This is a genomic window from Pedobacter ghigonis, assembly GCF_903166585.1.
GTDB classification, from domain to species: Bacteria; Bacteroidota; Bacteroidia; order Sphingobacteriales; family Sphingobacteriaceae; genus Pedobacter; species Pedobacter ghigonis.
Genome location: NZ_CAESCM010000001.1, coordinates 234762 through 253390 on the forward strand (window position 1 = coordinate 234762; position 18629 = coordinate 253390).

Here is an 18629-nt window from a genome sequence, read left to right on the forward strand (position 1 = left end):
TATGCTGAACCAAAAGATAATCGACTTACTATACCGCTATCCAAAAGCAAAATGGAAAACCTATCAACACTATGGAGGTATATTCGCTTACCGGAGGATGCAACTTAACAGTCGCAAAATGAAAGGAGCGGTTGCATCGCTTCCCGAAATCAAGTCCAATCCAGATGGCTTACCGATTTATTTTCTAACAGGGGAAAAATATCTATACCAAACATTGTTCTGCATGGCATCGGCCATAAAATACCAGCCAGGATCTTTCAGGTTTATATTGGTTGATGACGGAACTTTTAACAGGGAAATTATTTCACTTATAAATAAACAGACAAAAAACACCGAAATCGTTAGCGCTTCGCAGATCAAAAAGAATTTAGACAAACTTTTACCAGAAAAAGTGTTTCCTGTTCTACATCACAAAAGGCGCATTTATCCCCACATTAAAAAGTTAACCGACATCCACTCCATTCAGGATGGTAATGATTGGAAACTTGTACTGGATTCGGATATGTTGTTCTGGCAGAAGGCCTCGGATATCATCCATTGGTTAAAATCTCCTCAAAGCCCCATTTATATGCAAGACTGTGAGCAATCGTACGGATATACTACCAGGCTAATGGAAAAACTATGTGGATCAAAAATCCATCCCTTGATAAACGTTGGCGTTATAGGACTAAAAAGTTCTGGAATAAACTGGAGAAACCTCGAAAACTGGATAACCGGACTTGAAGAGGCTGAAAAAACTTCCTATTACCTGGAGCAGGCACTCACTTCAATGATTATCGGGGAGAACAGATCGGTGATATTGAATAAAGACCAATATATTGTAAACCCAACACCTGATCAGGTAACCCAAAAAGAAGGGATACTTCATCATTATGTTGATTTATCCAAAATTGCATACTTCGCAAAAGCATGGAAAACATTTTAGTACCCAAACATGTCCAATCGTTATGGATTGGAGAGCAGTTATCAAACGTAGAAAAATTGTGCATCCAATCTTTTTTGGATCATGGGCACGAATTTCACTTATATACCTATCATGATATCAAAAACATTCCTCCAGGAACCAAAATTTTCGATGCCAACGACATTATGAAAGAGGAATCCATTTTCAGGTATAAAGATGGATGGGCCAAAGGTTCTGTTTCGGGTTTTGCCGATGTATTCCGTTTACAACTGATCAAGAAACGTGGCGGATGGTGGGTAGATATGGATATCATCTGCCTCAAATACCTCGATTTAACTGCTGACCTTATTTTCTGTACCAGTAACGAGGGCGAATATGGTTCAGTTGTGAATAATTGTATTTTTAAAGCGCCCAGCGATCATTTTTTCATGGATTACTGTCTAGATAAGATAAAACAAATCGACCTTCAAAATATGGATTTTGGCTTAGCAGGTCCTTTTCTGTTCCAACAGGCAATAAAAGACCTTAAACTAAGGGAAAATGCCCTGGAATACGATTTTTTTAATCCAATAAACTGGAAAAACGTTGGAGAGCTGATCTTGGATGATAGAAGTAATTTAAGCAAGTACAAGGAGCTGATAAGGCCTATATTTAAACCTCAGACCATGCCAGGCCGAAGGATTACCAAGAATTCATATACGCTTCACTTATGGAACGAAGTGTGGAAAAATTATCAGTATGATAAAAATAAGCGCTATTCTGAGTCCTCCATCTTTGAAAAATTAAAAAGGAAGCACGGCATAAAATAGATGTTCCCCTTAATCTCCATTTGCATTCCTGCTCATAACTGTGGCTTGTACATAGCAGATACATTAAAATCGCTATGTAACCAATCGTATCGGCAACTCGAAATCATTGTGGTAAACGATGGTTCGAAAGACGATACTTTAGCGCAGATCAGTAGTATAAACGATCCCAGGGTTTTTGTGTTCTCTATCAATCAATCTGGAGCAGCAGCGGCAAGAAATGTGGCCTATCAAAAAGCAAATGGAGCGTATATTGTGTTTTTTGATGGAGATGATCTTGTCCCAAAGGATTTTATTCAACTACAGTTCAAATCCATCGGCTATCAGCATGATGTAGTTGCTGTTTCGGGATGGGGCCGGTTTTACCACAACGATACCAAAAGTTTTAAAGAAGAGCCTACTCTCAATGAAGAACTGAACTTTAAGCAATGGATTTTACGCTATTGGCAAGCTTGTAATCCCATGACTACGCCCGGACGTATGCTCATGCACCGGTCAGTAGTTGATCAGGCCGGTTTATGGAATGAGGAACTCAACCTTAACGATGATCTCGAATTTTTTACCAGGGTTTTCCTTAAGGCCAATAAAATTGTGATGAACCCTGCTGCATTATTTTTTTATCGATCGGGCATAAAAGGCCTCTCGGATAAAAAAGGCAAAGCTGCCTATCATTCACTTTACCGCTCGGTATATCTTTCAACGCAATATGCTATACAAGCCTATGGAGAACAGGAAAACATTAAAACATGCTGCGCCAACATGTTACAAAGCTGTATATATGAGATTTATCCTAACAATAAGCTTTTGATTAAGGAAATTGAAACACATGTAAAATCATTGGGAGGATCATCGGTAAAGCCCGAATCAGGAGGTCTTACGAGTATTTTTAATAGACTACTGGGCTGGAAACTAACCAAGAGAATAAAAAAATGTTTAACAAATGAAAAATAAGCTGAAAGCATTTTTAGCAAAGAAGGGCTGGTTTCTAAGAAAAACAGCAGGAATTTCTGTCGGGATAGACATTTTCCTCGATTTAAAAAACAGATTTGGTATCGATGTTTTCAATATCGTTGACGTAGGTGCACACCATGGTGAAACCATTGCAGAATTTAAATTTCACTATCCAAATTCGAAAATATATGCTTTTGAGCCTATTCTGCAGAATTTTGAAATCTTAAAAGAAAAACAACCACATTGGAAGGATGTTTTTATTGAACATTTTGCTCTATCATCCACAAAAGGAAAGACAAGGCTAGTGTTACAAAAAAATTCGCAAACCAATAGCCTTCAACACACGACGGATGGAACGTTCAATTCAAATAAAACAGAAGAGGTTGAAATCACCACCCTCGATCATTACCTTGAAGAAAAAGGAATTGAAAATATTGACCTTTTAAAAATTGATGTCGAAGGTTTTGAAATACAAGTATTGCAAGGCTCGGGTAAAACATTAGCGGGTAACAAAATAAAAATGATATTAACGGAAGCCAGCCTTGAATATAACGACAAGAACCATACCCACCTTAAAGACATTCAAGACTTTTTGATCGCGTATCAGTTTAATCTGGTTGGCATCTACGACCAGGCTTTTTTTGATAACCCTAAAAAATTAGGCTATTTTAACGCCTTATTTATTGCTCAAAAATAATTTGGACATACCTACTATCAGAATTTTCGTAATTACCTACAGGAGGCCAATACTTTTAAAAAGGGCTTTGAATTCTCTTTTGAACCAATCGTATAAAAATTGGACAGCAGAAGTTATCAATGATGATCCCGATGACTTGAGCGTTGAAAAATTGATCAATGAAATTGCCGACTCAAGAATAGCGCTCTCCCTACCCTCGCAAAAAAGAGGCGGAACTGGAAATTTCAATTATGCATTTTCGCATCAAATAAGTGAACCCTATGCCTGTATATTAGAGGATGACAATTGGTATGAAGAAACTTTTCTTCATGAAATGTTAACAGGATTAAGGAATAAGCCTGAGGTTAAACTGGCCGTATCGAACGAACGAATCTGGATAGAAAAAATAAATGGTGACTGGATCGATACGGAGACAACGATTTGGCCAACTTCAGATCCAGATTATTTGTTCAATTTCAGGGCTATACAAAAATGTGGGGATGCTAAAATCTGCAACTCATCAATGTTCTGGAAAACCGGAACATTTAACTGGCTTACTCCAGCAAGTATACCTATCGATGTAACAGAACATTTTAGAGAAAGGGTTATCCCACACCCCATTTTGATCATTACAAAACCTTTGGTTAATTTTGCTGTGACCCTGAAAACAAGCCGTGTCAAAAATAGTGATTGGTCTGTCTATCAGGCATTGCTGGTATCTTCAGTATTTGAAAATGCAAATAAGAAAGATAGACAAAAACTAGCAGAGGATCTTTGGAAAAAAGCAAGAACAAAGGATCAGTATTTACAAACTACCTTGTTTAACGCATCTCTAGTTTCAAAATCAGCAATACTATTGTTTAAGTTATCTAACATTGGCGAGAAATTTCGATATTTATTAACAGTATTAAAAAAGCCAAAAACGACTCTTTTTTGTATGCTGGCAAAAAAAACAAAAAGTGAATCTTGGATATTTTTAACAACAAATCAATCATTTGAAGGCTAAAATCTGTATTATCACGCACACGCATCTTAGCCGAAACCCCAGGGTAGTAAAAGAGGCACTTGCACTGGCTAGGGCTGGTTATAATGTTCATATATTAAATTCCATTTACTCAAAGTCAATTGCGGAAGATGATGCCAGATTGCTCCTTGGAGAACCAATTAAAATTACCCATGTTTCTGATTTATCAACTAAAAACTGGACAACTTTTTTAGACCGTCTTACAAAAAAAATCGGATCTTTGGTTGTTAACTTCTTTGGCATTGAAACACGATTTGCACTAGGGTACGCACCGCTTAGGTATCTTAAATTAAGTAAAGCAATTGAAGCAGATTTATACATTTGTCATCAGGAATTGCCATTATACATTGGCAAACTCTTATTAAAAAAAGGGTTTAAAGTAGGCTTTGATTTGGAAGACTGGCATTCGGAAAATCTTTCCGATAAAAGAAGGTCTTTAGGTACAAATAAGCTTTTGAAAGAATTGGAGAAGACCGCACTGACCGAAGGGACATATTGCACTACCACCTCTGAATCATTAGCCAGCCAGCTGGCCAAACAATACGATTGCACAATGCCTGAAGTATTATATAATTCTTTCGATTTTGATACTGAAACGTTAAAAAAACAGAATAAAGTTCACGAAACTTTAAAGTTAGTTTGGTTTTCATTAAATATCGGCCCGGGAAGAGGACTTGAAGAGATCATTGTTGTGCTAAAAAAAATACCCGTTGCCTTAGAACTGCATCTAATTGGTGAAGTTGAAGAGCCTTTTAAAGATTTATTGAAAACAATTGCAGATGCTCATGTAAATCTTATCTTTTACGAACTTATCTCTACAGAAGAGATTGGTCAACTGCTCTCTTCATTTGACATTGGCTTGGCGATAGAGCTACACCAGCCGAAAAACCGTGAATATACAATCACAAATAAATTGTTTCAGTATATCCAGTCTGGGCTACCTATTATTGCAACCAATACCGCTGGACAACAAGAAGTATTCAATAAATTTCAACCAGGAATCATGATCGATTTTGCTAAAATTAATTATCTGGAGCTAGAGCAATACTTAACTCAATTAAAGAGTTGTAGAAAAATTCATGACCGTGTAAATAAAATGGCTTGTTATTACGATTGGAAAAAACAAGTGCCACAATTTTTAAAGATTATAGAAAATGCCTTACAGTAAACATAAAATAAGTTTACAGATCAATCTTTCTCCCAGTGATTATCATTTGGTTAAACAGGTTTTACCTCATCAGCTAAAAATTTTAGCAGATCAGGTTGATGAAATTTTACTTACAGTTGAATCAAAACCCAGTAAGGGCAGATTTTCAACAAATTGGGTGGAAAATGAAGCCGACCTCAAATCATTATTAGAAAACATATCGAAACAATATACTGTACGTATTCTATATGTTGATTATGCTAAAGAAACCCAAAAAAAAGTAGCAAAATATTTTTTTGATAAGAAGCATATCCCGGAAAAAGACTTTAGAGGCGGTCCTTTTTATTGTTACTTTTTCGGTCTTTTTAATTGTAGCAATGATTTGATTTTTCATTTAGACGCTGATATATTTTTAGGAGGAAAAAGCAATTTATGGATCCAGGAAGCAGCAATGCTACTGGTTGGCCAGGAAGATTTGCTTTCAGTATCGCCATTACCCGGCCCGCCTTCAAAAAACCAAAATTTGATCGGGCAAAATATCCTAAAGAAATTTGACAACGAACCTTACAAATTCCAGCTGGATGGATTCAGTACACGCATTTTTATGCTGAAAAAATCAATGCTTCATCGTTTCAAGTTACGACTAAAAAAACCAGGCTTGAAAGATCAGCTAAAGGCTATTCTTTTTGGAAATTCTAACGCTGATTTACCTGAACATTTAATTAGCACATTAATGCATCAAAAGAATCTAAAGAGAATAGATTTTTTAGGTTCAGTAAATGGCCTGTGGTCCTTGCATCCCCCCTACCGAACTACAGAATTTTATGCTAACCTCCATATTCTCATTAAAAAAATTGAAGAAAATAACCTGCCTCTTTCGCAATATGGATTTTACGATATTGTTGATGATCTGGTGGATTGGTCTGAGCCAAGAAGAAAATTACAGCAAAAAAGGTGGTTTAAATTAAATTATTTATTCCAGGTTAGATGACGAATATTCTATCCGCCAGAAATACTAATTTAGAAGTTGTCAGGGGAATTGCAGCCTTTGCGGTGGTTATAGGGCATATTGTTGATAAATTACCCGAAATATCAAAACAAAAGAACCACCTCATTAACATGATTTCCAATTGGGGAATCGAATCGGTCATTATCTTTTTTGTTTTATCAGGCCTCGTCATTCATTCATCTCTTGAAAAAAAACCACGAAGCGCCAAAAGATTTCTATATGAAAGATTAATTAGAATTTATCCAACATTATTAATTAGCATTTTACTTACTGTCTTGATTGATTTCTATATTTTCGGTAATGACCTCAACTATAAAAAAATAATAGCTAACGTTATTCCTGTAAGTACACTTACCGGAAATATTTCGGCAGTTTATTGGCAAAGTAATCCTGTAATCTGGAGTTTAAGTTTCGAAATTTTCTTTTATTTCATCTTTGCTGTGTTTGTGATCAGGGATAAAAAGTATAGTTTTTTAAGGATTTGCATTTGGTTTGTTTTTGGCCTTGTCTCCCAGATACTCTATTTTATACCGGTACAAAAATCCTTTTTATCCTATCTCATTGAGATGATGGCTTTCTCACCCATCTGGATTACTGGTTTCCTGATATGGGAATTTAATAAAAGATACACCGTTAATTTTGTAACAGCAATGCTTAGTTTGTCTTGTTTACCTTTAATTTCGAGATTACATCTTACTTCAGCATATTACGACCCTTGTAAATTCTTACTTTTTGCAATCGTTAGCATCCCGCTATTTTCTTTTCTTAGTAAAGAAAAACAATATGGAAAAGAGAAAACAAAAAGTGATCTACAAATTAGATTCGCGATAGCAATTATCTATTTAATTTCTTCTTCACTCCTCTTATTCGATAGCAGTTATGCTTTTACAATTAAGGTCCTGTACTGTACTCTGCCATGGCTCGCTCTATTATTCCATATTGGGATATTAAAAAAGGGCTTCATTGCGTTATATTTAAATTTGGTAAGGCCATTATTTTATCAGACAGGCAAAATTTCCTATAGTTTATATCTCCTTCACTATCCTATACTGATGCTAATCTATTATACGTTATCCATATCCCTGGTTTTGAAAATTGGCATAATGTTAATAACGACATTGATTTTTTGCTATATCTTGGAGAAATATATCCAGAAAGCAGTTAATCGAAATTTTCTATAGATAATCCCTTGAAAAAAGTCCTCATCATTTCTCCCTATTTTGTTCCTTCTAACGCTGCGGATATGCAACGGGTGAGGATGAGCGTTCCTTTTTACCGAGATTTTGATTGGGATGCGGAAATTGTGTGTGTTGCAGAACAATATACTGATGCTGTTTTCGATTACCTTTTAAATGATTCAGTTCCCCAAGATATTAAGATTCATAAAATAAGTGCTCTGCCCAAAAAGTTAACTTATAAAGTTGGATTGGGAAGTATTGCTTTAAGATCAATGTGGTTTTATAAGAGCTATGTTAATCGTTTACTTAAAAAAGAAAAATTCGACCTCATATTTTTCTCGACTACACAATTTCCCGTTTGTGCTTTAGGCCCCTACTGGAAAAGAAAATTTGGCATCCCATACGTTATCGACATGCAGGACCCTTGGTTTACCAACTATTATGAAGACAAGCCAAAATACAAACGCCCAAAAAAATACTGGTTTTCTTATCGGTTAGATAAATATTTAGAACCTATTGCAATGAAATATGTTTCGGGTATTATAGCTGTATCCGATGCATATATTGATGACCTGAGAACACGTTACCCACATTTGAAAACCATACCATCATCAACCATAACTTTTGGTGGTTTTAAAAAAGATTTGGAAATAGCAATTAACAATAGCAACAACCTTGCCCTTGCCTTTGACAATAATCCCGAATTTAAACATATTGTCTATGTTGGACGGGGCGGTTTTGATATGCAAAGAGCAGTAATGCTTTTACTGAAAGGATTTAAAGATGGATTAAAATCAAATCCTAATATTTTTGATAAGATTCGATTTCATTTTATTGGAACCAGTTATGCTCCATTGGGAAGTGGGCAAAAAATGCTTTTCACCATTGCAGAGAGACTTGGTTTGGCAAAATATGTTACAGAGCAAACTGACCGTATTTCATTCTATGAAAGCTTATATAATCTTCAATCAGCAGACGCGTTATTTATTCCAGGTCATGAAAAACCGGCTTATACGGCCTCTAAGATATATCCTTATATCATGACTGAAAAACCAATATTAGCAATTTTTAATATGGAAAGTAGTGCCGCTCAATCTTTAATAGACTGCAAAGCAGGTGTTGTTGCTAATATCTTAGAGTTCAAACAATCAGTAAAAAAGATAAGACACTTTCTAGGTGAAATTGCTGAAAGTAAATCTATTGAGTTGCAAACCGATTGGGTAGCGTTTGAAAAATACCGTGCAAAAGCTACAACTCAAAAACAATGCGATCTTTTCAATAAAAGCATAGCAAGACCAAATGTATAATCGCTTAGATAAAGACAGCGCGTGGTATTCTGAATTAAATCCGCTGTCAGCTGAGAGTTATGAACCACATATGTTATACTGTATTCCCAACTGAAGTTGATTTTGAAGAAACTAGCTATAATTTTATCTCATCCAATACAATATTATTCACCCCTATTTCAACTTCTTGCTAAAAGTTGTGAACTAAAGGTATTCTATACAATCGGTAACAATGCAATTGAAAATGGGCATTTTGATGAAGGATTTCAAAAGCATGTAATCTGGGATATTCCTCTGTTAAGCGGATATAATTACGAAATTGTTGAAAATAATGCCAAAGCTATTGGACATCATTTTTTTGGCATCAGAAATCCCGGTTTGATCAATATCCTTGAATTGTTTCAACCAAACGCTATACTGGTATATGGTTGGTCGTATGAAAGCCATTTGAAGTGCATCAGATACTTTAGTGGAAAAATACCAATTTGGTTTAGAGGAGATTCAACATTATTAGACAGTAAACATTTACTAACAAAAATCGTCCGCAAACTTTTTTTAACTTGGGTATATAAACATATAGATATCGCATTTTATGTTGGCGAAGCCAATAAAGCCTATTTCGAGGCCATGGGTTTTCCAAAGGAAAAATTAATTTGTGCACCACACGCGATAGATAATGATCGATTCGGGCAAATCAGGAGGGTTGAAGCGCTGGCACTTCGTAAATCACTCGGAATAGATGAAAATGAAATTCTAATACTTTTTGCAGGAAAATTTGAACATAAAAAAAATCCGAAATTATTACTTAACACATTTTTGCAAATAAATCAATTAAATGTACAGCTATTATTTATAGGAAATGGGGCACTCGAACAAGACTTAAGACAGTTAGCATCGACTTCTGTAGCGAAAAACAGAATTCATTTTATGGATTTTCAAAACCAAAATGTGATACCAGTCTTTTATCAGGCGTGCGACCTATTCTGTTTACCATCGCGTGGACCTGGAGAAACATGGGGTTTAGCTGTAAATGAGGCTATGGCTGCAGGGAAAGCTATACTTGTTTCCGATAAAGTTGGTTGCAGTAGTGATCTTGTACGAGAGGGCAAAAATGGATATACATTTGAATCTGAAAACGAAAACGAGCTTAAAAAAAAACTCGAAATTATTTTAAAGCAGGACTTAAAAGAAATGGGAAATTATTCGCGCAAAACCATACAAAATTGGTCTATAGAAAGACAGGCAATCGCAATAACAAACAGTTTGGAGAACAAATAGAATAAAAAATTTCAGATTCGTTAAGAGATTTAGTTATAAATTTAAACTTCTGGAATCAGCCAATCTTATATCGGAACTTAATGCTTCAGTGATTTTTGTTTTTCTAATTATATCGTTTTTTTATTGGTTTACCACCGGATAAAAATACATCAGGAATTCTAAGGAAATTATTGCCCATTTCGATTATGTTACCGGAATTTCAAATATTTGCAAAATTTTAAATAGATAGAATACGTTAAATGGATAAATTTAAATCGATAGGAAATTCAGGGAAAATCTTACTTTTTCTGTTGATACTATACTCAATTACCAGTCACAACCCTTTTCAAACTTTAATGGCTGTAATTGTTCCGTTTATCTTATTCTCTTGCCTATGGAAAAAAAATGAAGCACCATTTCTTTTTATGGGACTTATGTTGCAATGGTCTTCAGTTAATATCAAAGTATTTTATGCCAATTTTGAAGGAATTGATTTTGCAGAGACCTTTGATAATTATAAAAATATACAGGAAGCTTTCATGCTTGGAAATATTGGCTTGATTGCCGTTGCACTCGGCATTTATTTGATTATTAAAAACTATGAACTTCCTGATGACGAATATAAGGTTCTGGCCTTATCGTACGATTCGAGAAGACTCATCCCCATTTACATCATCGTTACGCTGGTTTATCCTTTTATTTCGGAAGGCTCCTTCCGCTTTGGCGGGCTCCAACAGCCAATTTCTAAATTAGCTGATTTTAAATGGATGGTGTTTTTCATTTTCATGGTAAGTTGCTTATATACCAAACAGTTTAAGCTTTTTGCCATAATTGCAGTTGCTGAAGTGGTAATGAGTTTAACGGGATTCTTCTCTAGTTTTAAGGATTATTTTCTGGTTGTTTTTGGGGGTATTTTATTAATTTACAGTAAAGAGCTGAAATTCAAACAAGTTTTACCGCTTGCTGCAATTACTGTTTCATTAGTTTACATGATTATCATATGGCAGTACGTAAAGCCAGAATATAGGAAGTATCTGTCAGGGGGGCAATTAAATCAAAATGTTATAAGAAGCACTGGTGAATCATTAAATAAACTCGGTGATTTAGTTGGAAAAGTAGATCAGAACGCGATCGATATTGGCTTCAAACAAACTGTAGATAGATTAGCTTATATAGATTATTTATCTGCAACTATAGATTATGTGCCAAGGGTTATTCCACATACCCATGGTCGTTTGTGGGGCGATGCCATTACAAGGGTCTTACAACCCCGCATTCTATTCCCCAATAAAGCTGCAATTGACGATTCTGAAACAACAAGAAAATATTCCGGAATATTTGTTGCCGGTACTGAACAGGGTACATCGATTAGTTTGGGCTATGTTACCGAAAATTATATCGATTTCGGAGTCCCGGGAATGTTCATTAGCCTATTTATATACGGTCTATTAATTGGTGTTGTATATAAATATGTGATGACGAGTAGTCCAAATAAATTAATTGGGACCGGAATGATCATCCCCTTGTTTATACTCATATATATGTTTGAATCTGCATTGAATAAACTAATTGGCGGCTTATTTATGTATCTCATTATCTATGAATTGCTCCGTCGTTTTGCGTTAAAGAGACTATTAAAACAGATTGAAATCTAAGTGAAAATCATTCACATTACAGCTTCCTATAAACCAGCCTACATTTATGGAGGCCCCATACAAAGTGTTTCGAAATTATGTGAAGTTTTGGGGGATGGCACGCTTAAGGTTAATGATCTTGAGGTTTTGACTACGACTGCCAACGGCACAAATGAACTGGAAGTTAAAACTAATGTTCCAGTTTCGGTTGAAGGGGTAAAGGTAACTTATTTTAAACGGTGGACTAAAAATCACAGCCATTTTTCGCCGGGACTGTTGTTGAAGTTAAGGAAAGAAATTCTTTGCTATCAAGATAACAACAATTTGGGAAAGCCCAGACTCCACGCTCCAAACGCTAAACTCATTATCCATATCCATGCCTGGTGGAATTTAGTTTCAGTACTAAGTTGTTTCGTTGCGCGGTGGTATGGTGTCCCCATTGTACTTTCACCCCGTGGGATGCTTACTTCTTATACGCTTGGCAACCGGAATTCATTCTCCAAAAAAATAATCCATTTATTATTGGGTAAAAGATTGCTAAAATATTGCCACATCCATGCCACCAGCGAACAGGAGGAGGCCGATATTTTAAAAATTTTAAAGCCAAAAAGTATCAGGGTGATTCCTAATTTGGTTAACTTATCTTGTGAAACGCAAAACCCCGGTTCTTCGGTAGCAGGTAGTAAAGATCTTGCAGAGGATTCTTTCAAACTTATTTTTCTTTCCCGTATTGAAGAAAAAAAAGGGCTTGAGCTCTTATTTAAGGCTTTGGCAACAGTTGATATACCATGGAAGTTAACGATTGCCGGCTCAGGTGATGAAACCTATTTGCAAAGCCTGAAGGAGCTGACCAGGCAATTAAATCTAACTCACAAAATTTCCTGGATCGGACAGGTAAATAACCAGGATAAGTACAAAATAATGGCCGCGCATGATTTGATGCTACTAACCTCTTACAATGAGAACTTCGCCAATGTGGTAGTAGAATGCCTGAGTGTTGGTACACCTGTGTTGCTTAGTGATCGGGTTGGCCTGGCTGAATATGTAAACAACAAGCAGCTGGGCTGGGTAACCCCATTAGAAATCGATGCGATTCAAAACGGTATCATTTCAGCCTTTCACAATATAGCTGGAAGGGCAAACATCAGAGATATAGCACCGCTTACGATCCAACAGGATTTTAGTGATGATGCTTTGATTAAACGGTACATCGCACTGTATCAAACAGTATAAATTTCATCTTCAAACACCATTAGGCTGAAATAACCCCTACATGAACAAAAATTTTAGCTTCATCATACTAACTTTTAATGAAGAAATTCATTTATCCAGACTATTGGAATCCATTAAGGGCCTGCATGCTCCTACTTTCATTCTCGATAGTGGCAGCACTGATAATACCCTTAAAATTGCTGCAGATTACGGGGCGGAAGTAAAAAATAATGCCTTTATCAACCATCCGAAACAATGGGATTTTGCACTCAAGAACTTTGATGTAAAAACTCCCTGGACAATAGGCCTGGATGCTGACCAAATCGTTACACCAGAACTTTTGCATCGGCTTCAAAAATTTAAAAATGATGACTTTGAACAAGTAAACGGCATCTATTTTAGCCGTAAAAATATTTTTCAGGGTAGCTGGATTCGTTATGGAGGGTTTTATCCCATTTACCTGCTAAAAATGTTTCGAACCGGTGTCGGTTACTCCGATTTAAATGAAAATATGGATCATCGTTTTATTGTGCCGGGTAAAACTGTTATCTGGAAAGACGGGCACCTACTGGAAGAAAACCTGAAAGAAAACGACATTGACTTTTGGTTTAAAAAACATGAAAGATATAGCGATTTAATTGCAGAGGAAGAAATAGAACGGATGGACAACATCAGGATTCAAACCATAAAACCAAAACTATTTGGCAATCCGAACGAAAAAAAGGCCTGGTTTAAACGCCTTTGGTGGAAACTCCCGCTAGGGATTCGCCCTTACCTCTATTATGGCTATCGAATGATTTTTCAACTGGGAATTTTAGATAACAAAACAGCAAGGAAATTTCATTATCTCCAGGGGCTTTGGTTCAGAAAACTGGTGGATAAAAAAATCAATCAGCTAAAACATCGTTAATTCAGGATGATAAAGTTAATATCAAGTAAAAAAGAAAAGCTTTACCTTTATTGCAAAATATGCCCAGTGTTATGAACGAAATCCAGAATAAAGAAGCCAGGAAACAAGCCGATAGGAAAGCAATTACTTTTGTGGTGATGCTTTTTATCTTGTACATATTATTCAGCCAGGGTAATCTATTCATGAACAGCGTCATGACACCCGGCGGCACTTATTATAATGCATTCATAGCTGAGCATTTTGATTACATTCAAGGGCTTAAAACCGCGCTAATTATACCTGCAGTATGGATCATTAAACTATTCGGTTTTTATGCAATTCACAATGAATCGGACGTAATGGTGGTAGCAGGGCCATATCTGCGGATCAATTATTCCTGCCTTGGCCTTGGAGTAATGAGCTTCTTAACCGCATTTGTTTTGGCTTTTCCAGCCTCATGGAAATCAACATTTAAAATGTTGGTTATTGGATTGGTAACTATTTACCTTTTAAACATTTGCAGAATTGCAGGCTTGGGTGTATTGCTCGGTTTTTTTCAATCGCAAAGACAGAATTTCACCTATCACCACGAGATCTTTAATATTATTGTTTACATCTGTATTTTTACTCAGCTCTATTTCTGGATTAAAAAAAATACGAAAGGGGTAGCAAAAATAAAAACAGCTGTAGACGCTCCATCCGAATCACATTCATTTTGATTTTGAAAAAGACACAATTACATAAAAATTTCGACACCGGAGATTTTCAAACGGGAGCATCAGTCATAAAACAATTTTTATGGTATTTTACCGATATACTTTTTTTTAAGAGCAGGATAATGCCTTTTAGTACCATCCTTGTTTTTCTATTGAAGTTATTTGGTGCGAAGATTGGAAAACAGGTCAGAATTAAACCAGGGGTTCATATCAAATATCCCTGGAGGCTTATTGTTGGAGATTACAGCTGGATTGCTGATTGCTATATTGAAAATTTGGCAATGGTTACTTTAGCCTCAAATTGCTGCATTTCCCAGCAAGCAATGCTTATAACAGGAAATCATAATTACAGCCACGTTGGTTTCGATTTAATTGTTGCGCCCATCACGCTCGAAGAAGGCAGCTGGATAGGTGCGGCAGCTAAAGTGGGGCCCGGTGTAATTTTGCATAGCCATTCCGTATTAACCATGGGTAGTGTAGCGACTAAAAATCTTGAAGCATATAGTATTTACCAGGGCAACCCTGCAATAAAAATTAAAGAAAGGACAATTTCCGGCTAAAATGAATTTGCCTATTGCCATGTTTCATCATATTGCTGATAACTCACACCGCAGTTTAAAAGGCTGGACTATAAGCACAAAGCAATTTAACAATTTCTTGGATTGTATAACCGAACACGGTTATGAAACCATTACTTTCGAAACAATGAATCTAATGGGGTCGGATGTTGACCTGAGTAAAAAAATCATCATCACCTTCGATGATTGCCCGGCATCATTATTCGATCATGCTGTGCCAGAGCTGTTAAAGCGGGGGATGAAGGCGGTGTTTTTTATTCCAACGGCACAAATTGGAGGCATAAATTCCTGGGATGTAGAGGAGCAGGGATTTGAACCAATCAGACTGATGTCTGCCGGTGAGTTGCAATATCTTTCGGAAAACGGAATGGAGATTGGTAGCCACGGAGACAACCATATAAGGCCGGAACCAAACCAGAAGATTTCCGAAAACGAAACCTACCAATCAAAAGCCATATTAACAGCGCTACTGGGAAAAAAAATCATCTCGTTTTCGTATCCTTATGGTCAAATACCCAAACACTATACTGCACTGTTAAAAAGTGCTGGCTATCAATTCGCAACAGGCATCTATACCCCCATTCAAACTCAACTTTCCTTAAGAAGATTTGGTATCCATGAAAGCGATACCAAAAAATCCATGAGCTTTAAACTCGGTCATATTTACAGGGGGCTGCGTTTCATTGGAGATCCCTTATTACATCTCTACAATCTCATCAGGGTTTAAATACAGCTATCTTCCACCTTTGTCCTGTCTGGTTTTCAACTGTATCCATTTTTAAAGGGTGATATAGCTTAGTCAATTTTTCCCAAATTACATCATGTCCGATGTAATCACACATCGAGATGATCAGGTAACCATTTGGGCATAAATTATGCTTGATAACCTTTTCTATTGTTTTCAAAGGCCTGTTAAAATAATAAAGCGTTTCATTGAAAACGATTACATCGAATTTTTTATCTAGTTTTTCACGGTCGAAATCCAGTTGTGAGAAGTGTGCTTCTGGAAATTCTTTTTTCCCAATTTCAATAGCCCGTTTTGAGAGATCAATCCCAAAATACTCAATGGAATTGTTACTTTCTTTAAGATAATGGTACAAGACCCCTTGTCCACAGCCTATGTCAAGCAATGATGGCGCTTGGGTGTAGTGTTTCAGGTGACTAACAATTATTTGATAGTGTTGCTTTTCGTTTTCGCTATATAGGTAGTCCCAAATACCATCACTAAATTGTTTATCCCATATACTTCTTGGCACCCTATTTCCCAGTGCAAATCGCCAAGAAAGCCTTTGGTAGAATATATTACTAATTTTATTAAAGATTCTATCTATGAGTAAAGATTTCACTGCCATTTCTGATAAGGGCTTTGCCATGTTTTGGTTTTCCACTCAAGTAAAGTGGCCATTTGTCATGGATCTTATTTAGTTCCTCAGCCGTACATTCAGCTTTGACCAAGCCAAAGCAAAGGTGTCGATTTTTATTTTCTCTTTGCTATTAATGATTTCTTTTATAACTGAAAAATTAAAAATGTAGTTACCTACTGAGTACCCTAATCATCTTTTAATTCACCATTGAGAAAGTTATCCCAAAATCCCACAACTTTTCACTGAACTTCTAGTCCAGAATAACTTCAAAAAGCATTGGCGCGAAGCTATGGCCATCAAATAAAACCCTCCATACATTTTGGATTTTATTTAGAGCGTGCCAACCTAGCGGCCAATTTTAAACTTTTTTTGCTCATTGTCCGGCTCAACTTTCTGATTCGCTAGGGGCATATTTGATTGATTTGCCAGCTCACTAGTAGTTGTTGTGAAAAATATTTGCTCATGCTTAAGAGGCTGCATGTCTTTCGAAAAAATGTTTAAATTTTTCATCTCAGGATTTGCTGAGACATAAACTGATTGAGCTTTACCCTCAATTTCTAACGGCAGCTCAAATAAATTGCCGTATTTCAACGCCCTGATTACAGCATCGCGCTTTTGCAAATCTTCTAGTCCCTTAAAGTTGAAGCGGTCTACCGTTGCTTCAAGATCAAACCCGTAGCCGGGATAAAACCTATTCAAAGGATGATTGCCACGTTCGTTGGTTACTTGTAAATCCAGCGAAAACCAAACAGGGATTCGCTCTAATGTGTCTCCACTACTATGGGTGAGATCACGTAAAAAAATATCCTTTTGCAGGGAAAGTCCGCACAGGAGCTTATATGACTGGAGCGCTGTCATCCGATGATGTTTTTCAATATCAAAGATTTTCGATACCGACTGTTCAGTATTGTAGCGTTTGAGGCTCGCCTCAAATCCGTTTAAAAAGTAAGCATCAGTTTCCCTGGATTTATTAAACTGAAGGTCGAAATGCATCATATCAACACCTTTGGAAGGATCAGACCGGAATTCGGCAGGTATATATTTCTGATTGAGGCCGATAGTGAAGGACTCGGGCTTTTTATATATAGCACTTTCTAATACCGAATTAAGGCGGGTTCCGAAACCAAGATGGTCGAGCATTTTTTGTAGGTATTGCAAATTATTCTCATTCATTGTGGTAAGTTTTAATATTGATGATTAATTATTTAACATTATCTAGCTATCCCTTTATAATCGGGAAGCTTGATGAAAGCAGACTGCGTCATATTTTGTACTTGAAGGCTGTTCTCCGTGATCCCTTGCATATCTGCAAGTGCTTTATTAAAAGCAGGGGTGTGATGATTGAGCTGTGTTCGGATACTACTTAAAGGCTGAATATCTTTAATTAAAAGGTAAGAAATACCGCCATCTACAAGCACAGAGACTATTAGCTCCCTGCGATCTGCAAGTAGCCCTTTAGGCTGGGTAACACGATGCTGAAAGCGAGTTCCATCAGAAAGTTCAATCAGCATGCCTTTCTTAAATGCTTCTTTTTGCGCTGCATCTAGCATTATCCCATTTACCAGGTCTGGCGCCTGAACCTCGGGTACATTATAGCCGACAAAATCATTTGTAATTGGATCAAATTCGATGTTGTACATGGTCGAGATGCCTTCATCGATTTGAATGCGCTTAGCGATAAAGTCTTTCTTACCCTGGATAAGCCCGTACATTTCAGGCTCAGTTAACAGGGGATGTTTTCTTGGGGAATGGTACATGGGGTGGATTAAAAGTTCCACCCCATTATGCTCATCCCGATGTAGGGAAAGGCGCGCATCCAGCCGCTCGATGTCAAATTTTTCCCCTTTTAGGTGATGAAGACTGATTAGCTCCGTGCGTCGTCCGGATAATAGTGCGCTGATTTCTTCTGGATTAAGCAAAAGCTGGTTCTCGTGATAAATTCCGAGCGCGCTTAACTGCGCTAAAGGCAGTTGGTTCTGTTGAAATAGAGTTTTCATA

General features: G+C 36.7%; 19 protein-coding genes. 16 read left to right on the forward strand and 3 right to left on the reverse strand.

Features of this window, described 5'->3' with window-relative positions; translation table 11 throughout:
- Window position 1 precedes the first annotated feature (1 nt).
- The 16 genes from HWV58_RS01065 (at window position 2) to HWV58_RS01140 (ending at window position 15994) form a co-directional block, all read left to right on the forward strand.
- The gene (locus HWV58_RS01065) at window positions 2-925 is read left to right on the forward strand and encodes a glycosyl transferase (RefSeq protein ID WP_175632281.1); all 924 of its coding nucleotides are present in this window, start codon (window positions 2-4) and stop codon (window positions 923-925) included.
- The gene (locus HWV58_RS01070) at window positions 910-1713 is read left to right on the forward strand and encodes a glycosyltransferase (RefSeq protein WP_175632282.1); all 804 of its coding nucleotides are present in this window, start codon (window positions 910-912) and stop codon (window positions 1711-1713) included. Before HWV58_RS01065 ends, HWV58_RS01070 begins: the two co-directional genes overlap by 16 nt.
- Complete coding sequence (locus HWV58_RS01075; protein WP_175632283.1) at window positions 1714-2661, forward strand: glycosyltransferase family 2 protein; 948 nt, start codon at window positions 1714-1716, stop codon at window positions 2659-2661.
- Window positions 2651-3358 (forward strand): FkbM family methyltransferase, encoded by a 708-nt coding sequence (locus HWV58_RS01080; RefSeq protein WP_175632284.1) that lies wholly within the window; start codon window positions 2651-2653, stop codon window positions 3356-3358. The genes HWV58_RS01075 and HWV58_RS01080 overlap by 11 nt, the downstream gene beginning before the upstream one ends.
- A gap of 1 nt (window position 3359) precedes the next feature.
- On the forward strand, window positions 3360-4343 hold the full coding sequence (locus HWV58_RS01085) for a glycosyltransferase family A protein (protein ID WP_262890317.1): 984 nt from the start codon (window positions 3360-3362) through the stop codon (window positions 4341-4343).
- A complete protein-coding gene (locus tag HWV58_RS01090; protein WP_175632286.1) occupies window positions 4333-5529 on the forward strand; it encodes a glycosyltransferase in 1197 nt (398 codons plus the stop codon). Before HWV58_RS01085 ends, HWV58_RS01090 begins: the two co-directional genes overlap by 11 nt.
- Window positions 5516-6499: a hypothetical protein gene (locus HWV58_RS01095; RefSeq protein WP_175632287.1), complete on the forward strand. Its 984-nt coding sequence runs from the start codon at window positions 5516-5518 to the stop codon at window positions 6497-6499. The genes HWV58_RS01090 and HWV58_RS01095 overlap by 14 nt, the downstream gene beginning before the upstream one ends.
- Entirely contained in the window at window positions 6496-7698 is a 1203-nt protein-coding gene (locus HWV58_RS01100; protein ID WP_175632288.1) for an acyltransferase family protein, read from the forward strand. Before HWV58_RS01095 ends, HWV58_RS01100 begins: the two co-directional genes overlap by 4 nt.
- A gap of 8 nt (window positions 7699-7706) precedes the next feature.
- The gene (locus tag HWV58_RS01105; protein ID WP_235972608.1) at window positions 7707-9002 is read left to right on the forward strand and encodes a glycosyltransferase; all 1296 of its coding nucleotides are present in this window, start codon (window positions 7707-7709) and stop codon (window positions 9000-9002) included.
- Window positions 9003-9104: 102 nt separating this feature from the next.
- Complete coding sequence (locus tag HWV58_RS01110) at window positions 9105-10259, forward strand: glycosyltransferase family 4 protein (RefSeq protein WP_175632289.1); 1155 nt, start codon at window positions 9105-9107, stop codon at window positions 10257-10259.
- A 335-nt stretch (window positions 10260-10594) separates the two neighbouring features.
- Window positions 10595-11893, forward strand: coding sequence for a hypothetical protein (locus tag HWV58_RS01115; protein ID WP_175632290.1), 1299 nt, complete (start codon window positions 10595-10597; stop codon window positions 11891-11893).
- Window positions 11894-13105, forward strand: a complete 1212-nt coding sequence (locus tag HWV58_RS01120) for an XrtY-associated glycosyltransferase XYAG1 (RefSeq protein ID WP_175632291.1) — start codon at window positions 11894-11896, stop codon at window positions 13103-13105. It begins immediately after the preceding gene.
- 40 nt (window positions 13106-13145) lie between these two features.
- Window positions 13146-13994: a glycosyltransferase family 2 protein gene (locus HWV58_RS01125; RefSeq protein ID WP_175632292.1), complete on the forward strand. Its 849-nt coding sequence runs from the start codon at window positions 13146-13148 to the stop codon at window positions 13992-13994.
- A gap of 71 nt (window positions 13995-14065) precedes the next feature.
- Window positions 14066-14692, forward strand: coding sequence for an exosortase Y (gene xrtY, locus HWV58_RS01130; RefSeq protein ID WP_175632293.1), 627 nt, complete (start codon window positions 14066-14068; stop codon window positions 14690-14692).
- A gap of 2 nt (window positions 14693-14694) precedes the next feature.
- Complete coding sequence (locus tag HWV58_RS01135) at window positions 14695-15249, forward strand: WcaF family extracellular polysaccharide biosynthesis acetyltransferase (protein WP_175632294.1); 555 nt, start codon at window positions 14695-14697, stop codon at window positions 15247-15249.
- 1 nt (window position 15250) lies between these two features.
- Window positions 15251-15994 (forward strand): polysaccharide deacetylase family protein, encoded by a 744-nt coding sequence (locus tag HWV58_RS01140; protein ID WP_175632295.1) that lies wholly within the window; start codon window positions 15251-15253, stop codon window positions 15992-15994.
- Here the strand turns inward: HWV58_RS01140 and HWV58_RS01145 are convergent.
- The 3 genes from HWV58_RS01145 to HWV58_RS01155 form a co-directional block, all read right to left on the reverse strand.
- Window positions 15984-16640 carry a class I SAM-dependent methyltransferase gene (locus HWV58_RS01145; protein ID WP_175632296.1) on the reverse strand — a complete coding sequence of 219 codons (657 nt, stop codon included), beginning with the start codon at window positions 16638-16640 and terminating at the stop codon, window positions 15984-15986. The two genes, HWV58_RS01140 and HWV58_RS01145, sit on opposite strands and share 11 nt — an antisense overlap.
- Window positions 16641-16976: 336 nt before the next feature.
- On the reverse strand, window positions 16977-17804 hold the full coding sequence (locus HWV58_RS01150) for a hypothetical protein (RefSeq protein ID WP_175632297.1): 828 nt from the start codon (window positions 17802-17804) through the stop codon (window positions 16977-16979).
- A 38-nt stretch (window positions 17805-17842) separates the two neighbouring features.
- Window positions 17843-18628: a DUF4099 domain-containing protein gene (locus HWV58_RS01155; protein WP_175632298.1), complete on the reverse strand. Its 786-nt coding sequence runs from the start codon at window positions 18626-18628 to the stop codon at window positions 17843-17845.
- Window position 18629 lies beyond the last annotated feature (1 nt).